Consider the following 15594-nt stretch of genomic DNA (forward strand, 5'->3'; position numbering starts at 1 on the left):
AGGAAATATGGTTCGCGAAAACGAGCTCCGCGAGGGCGAGGTCGCCATCGAGCTGCCGTCCACGGAAGATGCCGGCCTCGTCTTCATCGGCCGCATCCGCACGCCCTGGACCTCGCGGCTGGAGACGCCGCGGCAGGGGCGCCAGGACGGCCCGATCTGTCGCCTCGAGATCTTCGAGCCGTTCGTGCCGGCGATCAAGGGCGTCGATTTCTACAGCAATCTCGAAGTGCTCTACTGGCTCGACCAGTCGCGCCGTGACATCGTGCTGCAAAGCCCGAAGAACAACGAGAAGACCCGCGGCACCTTTTCGCTGCGCTCGCCGGTGCGGCCCAATCCGATCGGCACCTCGATCGTCAAGCTCGTCGGCATCGAAGGAAATGCAATTTTGGTGCGCGGGCTCGACTGCATCGACAATACGCCGCTGATCGACATCAAGCCGGATCGTTGCGAGTTCACGCCGCTGGCCGCGCCGCAGCCGGGAGATTTCCAGACGGAGTGACGATCAGCTCTTCAGCGCCGCGATCAGCTTGGCCGCGTTCTCTTCCAGCACCTTGACGTCTTCCTTGCGGCTCGCGGGCGGCAGCATGGCGACGCCGTCATGGCGCGGCATGACGTGCATGTGCAGGTGAAACACCACCTGTCCGCCGGCGGGCTCGTTGAACTGCTGCACAGTGATGCCGTCGGCGTTGAATGCCTTCATCGCGGCCGCAGCAATCTTGTGCGCGCCCCGGGCGACATGGGCATAGTCGTCCGCCTTGATGTCGAGGATGTTGCGGGCAGGAGCCTTCGGGATCACCAGCGTGTGGCCAGGCACGCGCGGCATGATGTCGAGGAAGGCGAAGACATGCTCGTCTTCGTAGACCTTGTGGCAGGAAAATTCGCCGCGCAGGATTTTTGCGAAGATGTTGTTCGGGTCATAGGCGGTCATGGCAGCGGCTCCCAAGAACTCTGCGCTTACTGTCACCAGCGACGGCAAACCGTCAAGGCGCCTCGTCGATGCCTTTCCGGAACGGGCCGAGTTCGGCCAGCTCCCGCCCAGCCTCCGCGACATAGGCGCGCTCGCGCTTGAGATAATCGTCGATGGCGCGGCGCAGGCCCGGATCGGCAATGAAGTGGGCGGAATGGGTCGTTCGCGGCAGGTAGCCGCGCGCGATCTTGTGCTCGCCTTGCGCACCGGCCTCGACATGCGTGAGACCACGCTTGATCGCAAAATCGATCGCCTGGTAGTAGCAGACCTCGAAATGCAGGAAGGGGTGATGCTCGACCGCGCCCCAGTTGCGGCCGAACAGCGTGTCCGAGCCGATGAAGTTGATCGCACCTGCGATCCATCGGTTGTTGCGGCGAGCCATCACCAGCAGCACGTCCTGGCTCATGGTCTCGCCGACCAGCGAGAAGAATTCGCGCGTGAGGTAGGGCCGGCCCCATTTGCGCGAGCCGGTCTCCATGTAGAAATCGAAGAAGGCGTCCCAGGCATCCTCGGTGATGTCCTTGCCGGTGAGCCAGTGGATGGTGATCCCCGCGGCAAGCGCATCGCGCCGCTCGCGCTTGATCGATTTTCGGTGGCGTGAGTTCAGTGTCGCCAGGAAATCGTCAAAGGTCGTAAAGCCCTCGTTGTGCCAGTGGAACTGCTGGTCGGTGCGCTGGAGGAAGCCGTGCTGGGCAAGCAGCTTCCACTCGGCCTCGCGCGCGAAGGTGACGTGCACCGAGGACGCCTTGCTGACGCCGCACAGCGCCACCAGGCCGCTCGCCAGCGCCTCGGTGATGCGCTCGCGATCGACGCCGTCACGCACCAGGAGCCGCGGCCCGGTGGCCGGCGTGAAGGGAACGGAGACCTGAAGCTTGGGGTAATAGCGGCCGCCGGCGCGCTCATAGGCGTCGGCCCAACCGCGGTCGAAAACATATTCGCCTTGGCTGTGTGATTTCAGATAGCAGGGCACGATTCCGGCGACGCGGCCGTCGATTTTGGCCACAAGGTGCCTCGGTCCCCAGCCGGTGCGGATCGTGGCCGAACCCGATTTCTCGACGGCGGAAAGAAAGGCGTGCGAGACGAACGGGTTATAGCCGGACTTTAACAGGCCGAGCGAGTTGCCTGGAAGCCCGGCTGAGATTCCCAAGCCGTGCCCATTGCAGGAATTCTCATTAAGAGCCCTGCCAGGATTAGCGCAGGCGTCCCAATCCTCCGGCGAGACTTCGCCAATGGACGGGACCGCCTCCAAGGTGATTTCGGATGATGCCATTGCGCCCAAGATCGTGCATTGCAGCAGCGACTTCAAGGGTCGCGAACATCAAGCCTACGGCAGGAAGCCCTCGAAAATCATCTGATCGGCATATTGCGCAACCCGAGTCCGCTGCTCCGGTGTACGGGTGGTCCAGCCGAGCAGGGCGCAGCCGAAGACGTTGCGGGCGATCCAGGGGGCGGGCGCCGGCAGGTGATCGACCTTGAAGGCGACGAAATGCGGCTGGGTCTGAAAGCCATGGCGCAGGTACAGCATGCTGTCGCGCTGTTCCTGAGTGAGATAGGTCCAGTATTCGTCCTCATAGCTCCGCTGCGCGACGATACCGCGCGGGCGGGACGGCAGCAGCTCGCGCAGCGCCAGCACCTGGTCGGGGTCGAAGGACATGCCGACCGCATGGCCCTGATAGGACGCCAGCACCTCGGCCATCCTCTTCACCAGCTTGCGGTCGCCGTCAAAATGGCTCTTCACCTCGATCACCAGCGGAACGCGGCCGGCGACCATGGCGCAGAGGTCACTGAGCGACATCATCCGCTCGGGCGTGTCCTTGAACGTGATGGCCTTGAGCTCGGCCGCGGTCTTGGCGACGACCGGGCCAGTGGCGTCGGTGAGGCGGCCGAGCGCATGGTCGTGATGCACCATGGCCTCGCCGTCAGCGGAGAGCTGAATGTCGACCTCGATCGCAAAATTGCCTGCGATCGCGGCCTGCACCGCGCCCGGCATGTTCTCGACGATGCCGCGAGAGATGTCATGCAGACCGCGATGGGCGACCGGCCGCGCTGTCAGCCAATCCGGAGCACGCACGATGCTGACCTCAGGCGACCTCGAACACGCCTTCGACCTCGACTGCCGCGTCCGCGGGCAGCGAGGCGACGCCGACCGTGGTGCGGGCGTGGCGGCCCTTGTCACCGAAGGCGGCGACCATCAAATCGGAGGCGCCGTTCAGCACCTTCGGTCCGTCCACGAAGTCCGGCGCCGAGTTGATGAAGCCGCCGAGGCGCACCACGCGCACGACCTTGTCGAGATCGCCGAGCGCAGCCTTGACCTGCGCGAGCAGATTGACGGCACAGCCGCGCGCGGCTGCGGCACCGTCCTCGATCGAGACGCCGGCGCCCAGCTTGCCCTTGGCGATCAGCTTGCCGGCAGGGTCGAAGCAGACCTGACCGGAGACGAACAGCAAATTGCCGGTACGTACGAACGGGACGTAATTGGCGACGGGAGATGGGGCCTGGTGCAGCTTGATGCCCTGTTCCGCCAGTTTCTGCTCGACCGTGCCTGCCATGTCTCGACCTCGATGTCTGAAAACTCGTCCGTCCGGTGCGTTTGGGTAGCCGCCGGGTGCGCCCTGTTTCGCCCATCGTGCCGCCACATGCAAGCAAGCGGATCTGTCTGCGCGAGGGCCGGGGCGGACTGCATTTTCTTGAGGCAGGTCAGAAGGTTCGACGGAGAGGCGCAACATTACGTGAAACCGCCGCAGTTGCGACGCAATGGAACGGTCATTAAAGTGTCGAATCTGCGCGTCCCCAGGGAACAGATATGGTGCACCTTTTCCGGACTTCACTCGGTGTGATGGCGCTCGCGGCGGCCGCACTCGGCGCCGGCAGCAGCGCGCATGCCGCGAACGGTCCGTTCCTCGCGCACCAGGCGCTCTATGATCTGAGCCTGGTCAAATCGCGCTCGAATTCGATCAACAGCGCGCGCGGCCGCATTCTCTACAATTTCGCAGGCAGTGCTTGCGAGGGCTATACGTCCGAATTCCGCCAGGTCTCCGAGCTCGACAGCGGCGAGGGCAAGATCACGCTCAGCGACCTCCGCTCCAATTCCTGGGAGGATGCCGGCGGAAAAAGCTATCGCTTCAAGATAGAGACACGGATGAACGAGGCCGAGGCCGGCCTCGTCGACGGCTCAGCGGAGCGCGACGGCGACCACATCAACGTCAAGCTGAAATTGCCGGCGCCGAAGAACTTCACCCTCGACGGCAAGATCGTGTTCCCGACCGAACAGATCCAGCGCATCATCGCCGCCGCCAAGGACGGCAAATCGCTGCTCGAGCTCTCCGTCTATGACGGCTCCGACGATGGCCAGAAGGTCTACAACACCTTGACCGTGATCGGTCAGCCGATCCCCGCCGACCGCACCGCCTCGCCAGATCCGTCGACAGCGGACGAGCACATGAAATCGCTGACGCGCTGGCCGGTGACGGTCAGCTATTTCGATCGCGAAGCCCAGCAGAAGGAAGGCGAGCAGACGCCCGTCTACGCGATGTCGTTCGAGCTTTACGAGAACGGCGTCTCCCGCCAGCTCGTGCTCGATTACAACGATTTTGTGATCTCCGGCGCGATGGGCAAGTTCGACGTCAAGGACAGCAAGCCCTGTAATTGAAGAAGCCCTGCAATTGAGCGGCGACACTAGCCCTCAACGCCATCTCCGGTTACGCTCGCTTCCAATCATAAACGTCGGGAGCCAGCCCATGCCCAAGCTCGATCATCTCCGCCCCAGCGGCCTGCATCACAATCCCGCTTATTCCCACGTCGTCACCGCCTCCGGGGCGCGAACGATCTACATCTCCGGTCAGGTGTCGACCGATGAGGAGGGGCGGATCGTCGGCGAGGGCGATATCGCCGCGCAGACCACGCAGGTGATGCAGAATCTCGGTCACGCCTTGAAGGCGGCCGGCGCCACTTACGCCAACATCGTCAAGATCACGACCTTCGTCGTCGGCTACAAGCCGGAGCTGCGCCCGATCATCGGCAAGGCCCGCTCGGCCTTCTTCGAAGGCAGGGAGCCGCCAGCCTCGACGCTCGTCGGCGTCTCTGCGCTGGCCGTGCCGGAGTGGCTGATCGAGATCGAGGCGATCGCGGTCGCGGATTGAGTGCGGTGTTCCCTCCTTGCCGAGCCGTGCCGGCAAGAAGTGGAAAACAACCCCATGCACAGTAGAAGCGCGTTTGGAACGGATGCCGCTAATTCGTATTTTACGAATTTTGTTTGACGCGTCGGGCAAAACAGTGGCATTATGCCATGCTGGTCTTTTTCGAAATGGGCAAGGGTGATAGCCCCACCAGCAACGCCATCGCTTCGTCAGCCCGGTCTGCGGGCACGAAGAGGTGGTCGTGATGAAACGCTGACACGGCGTTGACGCTGATGCCGGCTTCGGCCAGGGGCGCCGTGATTGCCGCAAGGAACCCCACGGCGTCAAGTGCGGAATGGACTGTCAGCGTGATGAGGCGCGAAGCAAATGCATGGTTTAGTCCTGCAGCTTCGGCTTCTTCAAGTGGGATGACCAGCGTCGTTCCTTCCTGCTCGCGAAACGTCAGCAGCGGTGTGACTGTCCCTGGAATGCTCGCGCCTGGCGGAATCGTGCAGAACACGAAGATGCCCAGCCGCAGCTCCGGCTTCATGTTTTGCAGTAGCGCGGTGAGATCGCATTCAGCTGTCACGATTATTCCTGTCATCGCAGTCGGAGGTAAGAACCTATCCCCGTCATCCTGAGGTGCCGGAGCGCAGCGGAGGCGTCGAAGGGTGAACGGCGCGGCTGCGTCTCGGCCGTCTATCCTTCGAGGCTCTCCACCCGGCGCGTTGCGCCACGTGTTTCGCACCTCAGGATGACGGGATCGACACCTCCGTCGCCGCGAGATCACTCCTGCACCTTCTCCGGCCCGTCATAAGCAAGGCCGCGAATGACTGCGGCATTTCCGAACTTCTTGCGCAGACTGTCGACCGCCCGCTCGGCATGGGCGGCGCGGCGGTCGAGCATGTCGGTGTCGTCGGCGGGGGAGCCGTCGCGGAGCGCGCTGACGCCGGCGCCCATCAGGCGGAAGGCGGTGCCGTCGATCTCTTTCGCCAGCATCTCGCGGCAGATCGAGAAGATCTTTGCGGCAAGCTGCGTCGGGGCTGCAATCGACTGCGAGCGCGTGCGCTGGCGGAAGTCAGCCGTCTTCAGCTTCAGCGTGACGGTCGAGCCGGCAAGCTCGCTGCTCTTGAGCCGCGACGACGTCTTCTCGCACAGCCGCCACAGGATCTTCTCCAGCGTCGCGAAATCGCGGATGTCGGTCTCGAACGTGGTTTCGCTGGAAATCGTCTTGGCGCCGCGATCGGCCTCGACGCGGCGATCGTCGATACCGCGCGCCAGCCGCCACAGCCGGCGGCCCTCGCTCGGAAATTGTCGCATCAACTCGATCTCGTCGGCCTTCTGGAGATCGGCGATGATGCGGAAGCCGCGCTGCATGAGACGTTCTTGCGTTGCCGGGCCAACGCCAAAAATGAAGCCGACCGGCTTTTCCGCCAGCATGGTCCGCGCTTCCTCCTGGTCGAGTGCGGCGAAGCCGCGCGGCTTGTCGAGGTCGGAGGCGATCTTGGCCAGGAACTTGTTGCAGGACAGGCCGACCGAAACGGTGATGCCGACGTCGCGCTCGACCTCGCGGGCAAAGCGCGCCAGCACTTTTGCGGGGATCATGCCGTGCACACGCTCGGTGCCGGAGAGATCGAGAAAGGCCTCGTCGATCGACAGCGGCTCGACCAACGGGGTCAGCGCCTGCATGGCCTGCCGAACCTCGCGGCCGACGCGGACATACTTCGCCATGTCAGGCGGAATCACGGTCGCATGCGGGCAGGCCTCCAACGCCTTGAACATCGGCATCGCCGAGCGGACGCCATAGGTCCGCGCGATGTAGCAGGCGGCCGAGACCACGCCGCGTTTGCCCCCGCCGATGATGACCGGCTTGTCGGCGATGTCAGGATTGTCGCGCTTCTCGACCGTCGCATAGAAGGCGTCGCAGTCGACATGGGCGATGGTGAGCCCCGCAAGCGCGTGGTGACGGACGAGGCGAGGGGAGCCACAGGCGGAACAGCGCCGCACACCCATATCCAGATCGGCCAGACAATCCCGGCAGAAGCAGCGGGGTCCGGCCGTATCGGGGGCGGTCACGGCACGTCGCGCTCCCAGGTCCGGTCGCCGAGCGCATCGCCCAGCACCTGCCGCGCGGCGGCAACGTTGGTCGGATGCAGTTCCGAGGCCTTGGCAAAGGCCTTCACGGTGTCGTCATCGCGCAGCACGAAATCGAGCACGCTGAGCAGGAAATTCGGGTCCGAGGCGGCATTCCGGAGCGTCTCCGGACCGACCCCTGTCTCGGCCAGGAACAGGCCCAGCCTTTCAGGCTCGCCGGCGACGAAGGACAGAGCCTGAATCGCAACGATTTCAGCGACTTCGCGGGGGTTGTGAACAGGCTTTTTCAAGGGCCCGGTTTGCCTTTCCGTTAACTTTCGGTGTCTACTTTGGAATATGCCCGAGTCTGGGGACTGAGTCTCGGCCTCGAATCCTGCTGGCCCAAACAAGCAACTGGAAACCACATCGCAGAAAGTGGCCCCTCGGGTTTAACGAAACTCAAGCGAATCTGAGGCTAGTTTGAATCCAGTTTTCGAAGCGCCGGAAAGCGGCGCCTGAGGCGTCACATGCATCGGTCTTTGGACCAAACAGGAGGGCGGGATGGCTAAGACCGTCCTGATCGTGGAAGACAACGAGCTCAACATGAAGCTCTTCCGCGACCTGTTGGAGGCGCACGGCTACCAGACCACCGGCACCAGCAACGGCTACGAGGCGCTCGACCTCGTCCGCAAGATGCGGCCCGACCTCGTGCTGATGGATATCCAATTGCCTCAGGTCTCCGGCCTCGAGGTGACGCGCTGGATCAAGGACGATCCGGAGCTGCGTTCCATTCCCGTCGTCGCGGTCACGGCCTTCGCGATGAAGGGCGACGAAGAGCGCATCCGCGAGGGCGGCTGCGAAGCCTATTTGTCCAAGCCGATCTCGGTCGGCAAATTCATTGAGACGGTCCGGCGTTTTATCGGATAGGAAGTGAGTTCAAAGTGTCCGCGCGTATCCTTGTCGTCGATGACGTTCCCGCCAACGTCAAACTCCTCGAAGCCCGTCTCTCGGCCGAATATTTCGACGTGATGACCGCCTCGAACGGCACCGAAGCGCTGGCCCTGGCCCGCCGCGCCGAATGCGACATCATCCTGCTCGACGTGATGATGCCCGACATGGACGGCTTCGAAGTCTGCCGCCGCCTCAAGACCGATCCGGCTACGCACCACATTCCCGTCGTGATGGTCACCGCGCTCGACAGCCCCGCCGATCGCAACCGTGGCCTCGAGGCCGGCGCCGACGACTTCCTGACAAAACCCGTCTCCGACGTCGTATTGATCGCGCGCGTGCGCTCGCTGACGCGACTGAAGATGATGACGGACGAGCTGCGCATGCGCGCCATCACCTCGCTCGAGATCGGCATGCAGGCGCCCGAGCGCAGTGCCGTGGCCGACACCGGCAAGGGCGGTCGCATCCTCCTGGTCGACGATCGCGCGTCGTCCTACGAGCGGCTGGCGACGATCCTCGCCGCCGAGCACACCGTCGACGTCGAGCCCAATCCGACCGAAGCGTTGTTCCACGCGGCCGAGGGCAACTACGATCTCCTGATCGTCTCGCTCGACCTCAACAATTTCGATGGCCTCAGGCTGTGCAGCCAGGCCCGCTCGCTGGAGCGCACGCGTCACGTGCCGATCCTGGCGATTGCGGAAGCCGAGAACTCCACGCGGCTGCTGCGTGGCCTGGAGATCGGCGTCAACGACTATCTGCTGCGCCCGATCGACAAGACCGAGCTCCTGGCGCGCGCCCGCACCCAAATTCGCCGCCGCCGCTACACCGATCATTTGCGCGACAACGTGCAGAACTCGATCGAGATGGCGATCACCGACGCGCTCACCGGCCTGCACAATCGCCGCTACATGGAAAGCCATCTGGCAACGCTCGCCGAGCAGGCATCCACGCGCGGCAAGCCGCTGGCGCTGATGATTTTGGACATCGACTTTTTCAAGTCGATCAACGACAATTTCGGCCACGACGGCGGCGACGACGTGCTGCGCGAGTTCGCGGTGCGCGTGCGCAAATCGATCCGCGGCATCGATCTGGCCTGCCGCTACGGCGGCGAGGAGTTCGTCATCGTGATGCCGGAGACCGATCTCCACGTCGCCGGCATGGTCGCCGAGCGCCTGCGCCGCTCGATTGCCGGCGAGCCCTTCGCCATCCACAAGGGCACCAAGCGGGTCGAGGTCACGATCTCGATCGGCCTGACCACGCTGGAGCAGAAGGGCGAGGCGGTCGCCGACGTCCTCAAGCGTGCTGATATGGCGCTGTATCGTGCCAAGCACGATGGGCGCAATCGGGTGGTGTCGCAGGCGGCGTGATAGTCGTGTGCAGTCGCTAGCGCCACACCCTCCGCTGTCATTCCCCGCGCAGGCGGGGAATCCAGTACGCCGCAGCCTCTCGTTCAATCACAACTGCCTCTGGAATACTGGATCACCCGCTTTCGCGGGTGATGACATCTGGGCATGCTGCGACAGCGGTTATTGCGGCGCGCGCTTGCCCTTCACGGCCGGCTTCGCATCACCCCCCACATCCACCCCCGCATTCCGCAACAACACCTTCGCCGCTTCCTTGGCTGCCCGCGCCATCGCTGGATCGTCGCGCACCAAATCCTGCGCGATCGAGCCGTCGACCAGCAGCACGAGTTGCGTTGCGAGCGCATCTGCTTCCGCAACCCCTAGCTCGTTCAGCCGTTCGCGAAACCAGACGCGGCGGCTTTCCTTGAAGGCGATGGCGATCTTCTTCACGGCGCGGTCCGTGGGGCCGAGCTCGGCGACCGCATTCACGAACGGGCAGCCGCGAAAATCCTTGGCTGAGAAACGCCGCTCCAGCGAATCGAAGGTGCCGAGAATCTGCTCGACCGGCGGCCTGTCGGAGGGGCGGGCGCAGACGAAGCGGCGCTCCAGATAGGCCGCGATCAGCGCATCCTTGGACGGGAAGTGGTTGTAGAGCGTGCGCTTGGAGATGCCGATCTCGGCTGCGATGGTGTCGACGCCGATGGCGCGAATGCCCTGCAGATAGAACAGCTTGTCGGCGGTCTGAAGGATCCGCTCTTTCATCGTCTGTGGGGCGGGCGGGGGAGCCATGCGTCGTGATGCGTCCTGTTGGCTTGACAGCGCCGGCCTCTTATAGACTAATTACACAGGTCTGTGTAATCAAAATCAACGCGAAATGCGGATGCCGGCGCGCCTGAAGCGCCCATGAGGGAGAACAAAAATGCCCCTGTTGCAGGTCCTGCGTCCGACATTGCCGATCCTGATCGGCGCCTCGATCATGCTGACGCTGAGCATGGGTCTGCGGCAATCGCTCGGCATCTTCATGCAGCCGCTGACGCACGACATCCACCTCTCGGTATCGGACTTCACGCTGGCGCTTGCGGTTCAAAACCTCGCCTGGGGCTTCCTCCAGCCGCTCGCCGGCGCGATGACGGTGCGCTTCGGCTTCCGCCCGATCATGATCGTGGGCGCGCTGATGTACATTGTCGGCCTCATCCTGATGGCGACCGCCAACGGTCTCGTCAGCATCATGATCGGTGCCGGCGTGCTGATCGGCACCTCGCTGGCCTGCACGGCTGCGGCGATCGCGATGTCGGTGGCGGCGCGCGCGGTCCCTGCAACAGTGCGCTCGACCGTGCTCGGCATCGTCTCCGGCGCCGGCTCGCTCGGCGCGCTGCTGTCGGCCCCGATCGGGCAGATGCTCAATGAAGGTTTTGGCTGGCGTATCGGCCTTGCCGGCTTCGTCGTCATGTCGGTGCTGATGATCCCCGCCGCGTGGTATGCTGGCCGTGTTGACGCCATTCCACTGCCGAAGCCGGCCGCTGACGACCTCGGCGATGCCACGGCAGCGTCCGTAGCGAAGGCCGCGTTCGGCAATGCCGCCTTCGTGGTGATGACTTGCGCCTATCTCGTCTGCGGCATGCAGCTCGTGTTCCTCACCACGCATCTGCCGTCGTATCTGGCGATCTGCGGCCTAGATCCGATGCTCAGCGCGCAGACGCTCGGCATGATCGGCGGCTTCAACGTGCTGGGCTCGCTGTTCTTCGGTTGGGCCGGCCAGCGCTGGAACAAGCTCGCGCTGTTAGGGGCGATCTACGTCCTGCGCTCGCTGGCGCTCGCCTGGTACTTCATGCTGCCGGCGACGCCGTTCTCGACGCTGCTGTTCGGCGCCATCATGGGCTTTCTGTGGATGGGCGTCGGCCCGCTGGTTGCGGGAGCCGTCGCCGAGATGTTCGGCCTGCGCTGGCAGGCCATGATCCAGGGCCTCGCCTTCATGAGCCATCAGATCGGCAGCTTCCTCGGCGCCTACGGAGGAGGGCTGATCTACGACGCGCTCGGCTCCTACAGCATGGCCTGGCGTATCGGCGTCGCGCTCGGCCTTGCCGGCGGCGTCATCCAGGTCGCGTTCGCGCTGATCCGTCCGTCGCAGCCGCCGGCGCCGGTGCTGCGGACGGCCTGAGTCACTTGGTATTTCATTGTCACCTCCGCGCAACTGCGCCGCGTGGCTCGCACCTCAGGATGACGGATCAGAAAATTACCGGCCCCGCGTAGCAGCGTTGCCGGACGATGTCGCGCATCGCCTAGGCTGCAGCGAGTCCGGGACACGAGCGGTGGTGACTTGATCACACCGGCAGGAGCAAAGCCTGATCCTGCTTTGACCGCCACGCTGAAACCCGGCCCTCCAATTCGTCGCGAACGTTCTCCACGACGCCAGTCCAGTCCCCTCGCTGCGTTTGCCTGAACAGCCGCATCGACTGATACCACGGGCTGTCATCGCGCTCGAGCAGCCAGCGCCAATCAGGATTGAAGGGCACCAGCGTCCAGACGGGGGCTCGAAGCGCGCCGGCGAGGTGGGCGACGCTGGTGTCGACGGAGATCACGAGATCGAGACAGGAGATCAGCGCCGCTGTTTCGCTGAAATCGGTGAGCTGCTCCGTGAGGTCGACGATGTCACGGCGTTCGGCGAGGAAGGCACGGTCCTGATCGCGTACGCCTTTTTGCAGGGAGACGAACTGGACGTCGCAATCAAGTAGCGGCGCGAGCGTGCGCAGCGCCATCGATCTGTTGTGATCGTTCTTGTGATCAGGGTTGCCCGCCCAGACCAGGCCGACGCGAAAGCGATCGTGGGGGCCAAGCCGGTCTTGCCATGCCTTTACGCGCGCTGCCGGCGGGGCAGGGATATAGCCTTGCGCGAGTGGGATCGTATCGAGCCGCGTCCCGAATGCCAGCGGCAGCGTTCCCAAGGGGCAGTGCAGGTCGAAGGCTGGCGTCGACGATCGGCCGATGCACTCTGCGACTCCTTCGATGCCGCCCAAAAGCTGCTGGATCGGAGGCTCGACCTCCAGGATGACGTGCGCGCCTGATGCCGCCACCATCGGCACATAGCGGGCGAACTGGATCGCATCGCCTAGCCCCTCGTCGGAGTGCAGCAGGATGGTCTTGCCTTCGAGCGGCCGCTCGCCGCGCCAGAGCGGTTTTGAAAAGCCGCGATCGACCAGGCCGACTGACGGCAATCTCCAGCGCGCCTCGCGAGCGGGCCAGCCGCGCTCGAAATCGCCGGTGAGGAGCTGAAGCGTCGCCAGATAGAACAGCGTCTGCGCATCGTCGGGGGCGGCCGCGAGCGATCTGTGCAGGGTCGCGAAAGCCTCGTCCAGCATTTGCAGGTGCAGCAACACCACGGCCTTGTTGTTGAGCACGGCATGGGAATCCGGGCGAAGCGCCAGCGCCCGATCGAAGCAGGCAAAGGCCTGTTCCAGCCGGCCAAAGCGCCAATGCAAGAGGCCGAGATTGTTGTGCGTCTCCGCGAGGTTCGGATCGAGCGCGATGGACTTTTCGTAGTCGGCCTCCGCTTCGTCGAAGCGGTTGAGCGCGGAGAGACAAACGGCGCGCATCTGATGCAGGGCTGCGGAAGTTCGATTCAGTTTCTCGGTGACATCAAAGCATTCGACGGCTTCCGCATGCCGGCCGAGTTCAAGAAGCAGCATGCCACCATTGTGCGCGGCTTCCCAGTAATTCGGATTGAGCTTCAAGGCCTGCTGCAAGTGCTTTGCGGCTTCGTCCTTGTGCCCGAGTTGCCAGAGCAGATTGCCGATGTGATTCCAGAGGCTGGCATCATCGGGTTTGAGACTCGAGGCCTTGCTGAAATGCTGGCGAGCGTCCTCGAGCCGGCCCTGTCGCTCCAGCACCGTGGCAAGGCTGAGGAGATATTCTGCCTTCGGCGCCTGTTGGACGGCGCGGTCAATCCATTCCACGGCTGCGTCAGGTTGTTGCGCGTGAAAGCAGAGCGCCCCGAGCAGGTGAAGCGCATCCGGATGTTGCTCGTCGAGCGTCAACGCCTGCCGGCAGCACAGCTCGGCTTCGGCAATGCGTCCCGATTGAAGATGCGCAAAGCCGGCCTGGCAGAGTGTGGCCGGCGTGACCCTTCCGGAATGTTTGGCCGCGGTGGCTCGGCGCTCTCTGCGATTCATGGACGGTTAGAGTGGAGGAGTATCCACCCCGCAATGGAAGGCCGCGAGGCTACTCCTTCTAACCATGCCGGGATTTCGCGAGGCTGGCGGCGTGCTGCGCGTCCGGGACAGGAGAGGGGCGCGTGCTGCCACTCCATGCTCGCAATGACGTGTGGAGAGATTGGGCCCCGAACGAAAACGGGGCCCGAAAGGGCCCCGCAAAACTCATCGCTATCGCCGATCTTACTTGATCTTGGCTTCCTTGAACTCGACATGCTTGCGCGCGACGGGATCGTACTTCTTCTTGACCAGCTTGTCGGTCATGGTGCGCGAATTCTTCTTGGCGACGTAGTAGAAGCCGGTGTCGGCCGAGGACACGAGCTTGACCTTGATGGTGACCGCTTTGGCCATGTTCTGAACCTCAGAAAATTGGGGAATCTGGAGCCGGCCAAACGGCCCGCGTTGGCCGGCAACCTAGCCAGAAACCGCCTGATGTCAAGGTTTTAGGGCTGGAAAACCACTCAAATCGGGCCGATTACCCCTCGAAGAAGCGGTTTTTTGGCCGCGGAAGGCCCAGATTCTCCCTCAAAGTAGCGCCTTCATACTCTTTGCGGAAAATCCCGCGCTTTTGCAGCTCCGGGACGACCTTGTCGACGAAATCGTCGAGGCCGGCGGGCAGGAACGGGAACATGATGTTGAAGCCGTCGGAGCCGCGTCCGACCAGCCATTCCTCCATCTGGTCGGCGATGGTTTTCGCCGTGCCGACGAAGGACAGCCCGCCGTAACCGCCGACGCGCTGGGCGAGCTGGCGCACGGTGAGCTTGTCGCGCCGGGCGAGGTCGACCATGCGCTGGCGGCCGCTCTTGCTGGCGTTGGTCTCGGGAATCTCCGGCAGCTGTCCATCAGGATCGAAGCCGGAGGCATCGGTGCCGAGGATGACGGAGAGCGACGCGATGGCGCTGTCGTAGTGCACGCGGCTATCGAGCAGCGCGCGCTTCTCCTTCGCCTCGTCGACGCTGTCTCCGACCACGACGAAGGCGCCGGGGAGAATCTTCAGGTGTTCGGGGTCGCGGCCGATCTTCTCCATGCGGCCCTTGATGTCGGCATAGAGCTTCTGTCCGTCGGCGAGGCTGCCGCCGCCGGTGAACACGGCCTCCGCGGTCTCGGCCGCGAGCTGCTTGCCGTCTTCGGAGGCGCCGGCCTGCACGATCAGCGGCCAGCCCTGCACGGGACGGGCGATGTTGAGCGGGCCGCGCACCTTCAGATATTTGCCCTGGTGGTCGAGCACGTGCATCTTTGCGGGATCGAAGAACAGCCCGCTCTCGACGTCGCGCACGAAGGCGTCGTCGGCGAAGGAATCCCAGAGGCCCGTGACGACGTCGTAGAACTCGCGGGCGCGCTTGTAGCGCTCGGCGTGCTCCATGTGGTCGTCGAGGCCGAAATTCAGCGCCGCATCCGGGTTGGAGGTGGTGACGATGTTCCACCCCGCACGGCCGCCGCTGAGATGGTCGAGCGAGGCGAAGCGGCGGGCGACGTGATAGGGCTCGTCGAAGGTGGTCGAGCCGGTCGCGATCAGGCCGATGCGCTCGGTGACGGCGGAGAGCGCCGAGAGCAGCGTGAACGGCTCGAACGAGGTCACGGTGTGGCTGCGCTTGAGCGCATTGACCGGCATGTTCAGCACGGCCAAATGATCGGCCATGAAGAAGGCGTCGAACTTGCCGGCCTCGAGCTTCTGGATCAGCTGCTTGATGTGACCGAAGTTGAAGTTAGCGTCGGGCCAGGCCCCGGGATAGCGCCAGGCGCCGGTGTGGATGCTGATCGGGCGCATGAACGCGCCAAGCTTGAGTTGCCGTTGTGCCATCGCGCCCTGGTCCGTTCTTGATGTCGTTCGGAAACACATAGGCACGCCGGGGAACTCCGCCATTGGGATGGCTAAGAGAATTTTTTGTTTTTCGCGACACGCTCAGCACAATCGCGTCATTGAGGGCCATGAGGGGACGAGA

Annotated in this window: 17 protein-coding genes; 6 read left to right on the plus strand and 11 right to left on the minus strand. The window is 63.8% G+C overall.

Translation table 11 applies throughout. From position 1 onward, the window contains the following. The first annotated feature begins 7 nt into the window (after positions 1–7). A complete protein-coding gene (gene tsaA, locus L6639_RS11895) occupies positions 8–499 on the plus strand; it encodes a tRNA (N6-threonylcarbamoyladenosine(37)-N6)-methyltransferase TrmO (RefSeq protein WP_237861618.1) in 492 nt (163 codons plus the stop codon). A gap of 3 nt (positions 500–502) precedes the next feature. On the opposite strand, the gene L6639_RS11900 is transcribed toward tsaA, so the two are convergent. Genes L6639_RS11900 through L6639_RS11915 form a run of 4 tightly spaced genes read right to left on the minus strand, consistent with a single transcriptional unit; the run spans position 503 to position 3516 of the window. Next, a complete protein-coding gene (locus L6639_RS11900; RefSeq protein ID WP_237861620.1) occupies positions 503–928 on the minus strand; it encodes an HIT family protein in 426 nt (141 codons plus the stop codon). A 52-nt stretch (positions 929–980) separates the two neighbouring features. Beyond that, the gene (locus L6639_RS11905; RefSeq protein WP_237861621.1) at positions 981–2237 is read right to left on the minus strand and encodes a GNAT family N-acetyltransferase; all 1257 of its coding nucleotides are present in this window, start codon (positions 2235–2237) and stop codon (positions 981–983) included. Between the two features lie 54 nt (positions 2238–2291). Beyond that, the gene (locus L6639_RS11910) at positions 2292–3038 is read right to left on the minus strand and encodes a glycerophosphodiester phosphodiesterase (protein ID WP_237861622.1); all 747 of its coding nucleotides are present in this window, start codon (positions 3036–3038) and stop codon (positions 2292–2294) included. Positions 3039–3048: 10 nt separating this feature from the next. Next, on the minus strand, positions 3049–3516 hold the full coding sequence (locus tag L6639_RS11915) for a RidA family protein (RefSeq protein ID WP_237861623.1): 468 nt from the start codon (positions 3514–3516) through the stop codon (positions 3049–3051). Between the two features lie 254 nt (positions 3517–3770). Here L6639_RS11915 and L6639_RS11920 point away from each other — a divergent pair, with 254 nt between their 5' ends. After that, a complete protein-coding gene (locus L6639_RS11920) occupies positions 3771–4616 on the plus strand; it encodes a cell envelope integrity EipB family protein (protein WP_237861624.1) in 846 nt (281 codons plus the stop codon). Positions 4617–4704: 88 nt separating this feature from the next. Beyond that, positions 4705–5106 carry a RidA family protein gene (locus L6639_RS11925; protein WP_237861625.1) on the plus strand — a complete coding sequence of 134 codons (402 nt, stop codon included), beginning with the start codon at positions 4705–4707 and terminating at the stop codon, positions 5104–5106. A gap of 139 nt (positions 5107–5245) precedes the next feature. Here L6639_RS11925 and L6639_RS11930 read toward each other — a convergent pair whose 3' ends face one another. The 3 genes from L6639_RS11930 to L6639_RS11940 form a co-directional block, all read right to left on the minus strand. After that, positions 5246–5671, minus strand: a complete 426-nt coding sequence (locus L6639_RS11930; RefSeq protein ID WP_237861626.1) for an ACT domain-containing protein — start codon at positions 5669–5671, stop codon at positions 5246–5248. A 197-nt stretch (positions 5672–5868) separates the two neighbouring features. Continuing rightward, positions 5869–7158: a DNA polymerase IV gene (locus L6639_RS11935; RefSeq protein WP_237861627.1), complete on the minus strand. Its 1290-nt coding sequence runs from the start codon at positions 7156–7158 to the stop codon at positions 5869–5871. After that, a complete protein-coding gene (locus L6639_RS11940; protein ID WP_128951365.1) occupies positions 7155–7466 on the minus strand; it encodes a DUF3572 domain-containing protein in 312 nt (103 codons plus the stop codon). Before L6639_RS11940 ends, L6639_RS11935 begins: the two co-directional genes overlap by 4 nt. A gap of 250 nt (positions 7467–7716) precedes the next feature. Between L6639_RS11940 and L6639_RS11945 the strand changes: the two genes are divergently transcribed. Both L6639_RS11945 and L6639_RS11950 read left to right on the plus strand, forming a co-directional pair. Then, positions 7717–8082 (plus strand): response regulator, encoded by a 366-nt coding sequence (locus tag L6639_RS11945; RefSeq protein ID WP_007603272.1) that lies wholly within the window; start codon positions 7717–7719, stop codon positions 8080–8082. A gap of 14 nt (positions 8083–8096) precedes the next feature. Next, a complete protein-coding gene (locus L6639_RS11950; RefSeq protein WP_237861628.1) occupies positions 8097–9470 on the plus strand; it encodes a PleD family two-component system response regulator in 1374 nt (457 codons plus the stop codon). Positions 9471–9629: 159 nt separating this feature from the next. Here the strand turns inward: L6639_RS11950 and L6639_RS11955 are convergent, their stop codons facing one another. Next, complete coding sequence (locus L6639_RS11955) at positions 9630–10235, minus strand: TetR/AcrR family transcriptional regulator (RefSeq protein WP_237861630.1); 606 nt, start codon at positions 10233–10235, stop codon at positions 9630–9632. Positions 10236–10365: 130 nt separating this feature from the next. Here L6639_RS11955 and L6639_RS11960 point away from each other — a divergent pair, with 130 nt between their 5' ends. Continuing rightward, the gene (locus tag L6639_RS11960; protein WP_237861631.1) at positions 10366–11604 is read left to right on the plus strand and encodes an MFS transporter; all 1239 of its coding nucleotides are present in this window, start codon (positions 10366–10368) and stop codon (positions 11602–11604) included. A 163-nt stretch (positions 11605–11767) separates the two neighbouring features. Here L6639_RS11960 and L6639_RS11965 read toward each other — a convergent pair whose 3' ends face one another. The 3 genes from L6639_RS11965 to L6639_RS11975 all read right to left on the minus strand — a co-directional run bounded on the left by L6639_RS11965 (position 11768) and on the right by L6639_RS11975 (position 15452). Further along, positions 11768–13612 (minus strand): tetratricopeptide repeat protein, encoded by a 1845-nt coding sequence (locus tag L6639_RS11965; RefSeq protein ID WP_237861632.1) that lies wholly within the window; start codon positions 13610–13612, stop codon positions 11768–11770. Positions 13613–13834: 222 nt separating this feature from the next. Then, complete coding sequence (gene rpmG / locus L6639_RS11970; protein ID WP_057756569.1) at positions 13835–14002, minus strand: 50S ribosomal protein L33; 168 nt, start codon at positions 14000–14002, stop codon at positions 13835–13837. Between the two features lie 124 nt (positions 14003–14126). Next, on the minus strand, positions 14127–15452 hold the full coding sequence (locus L6639_RS11975; protein ID WP_237861633.1) for an LLM class flavin-dependent oxidoreductase: 1326 nt from the start codon (positions 15450–15452) through the stop codon (positions 14127–14129). Positions 15453–15594 lie beyond the last annotated feature (142 nt).

Source organism: Bradyrhizobium zhengyangense (assembly GCF_022012555.1).
In the GTDB taxonomy this organism is placed as follows: domain Bacteria; phylum Pseudomonadota; class Alphaproteobacteria; order Rhizobiales; family Xanthobacteraceae; genus Bradyrhizobium; species Bradyrhizobium zhengyangense.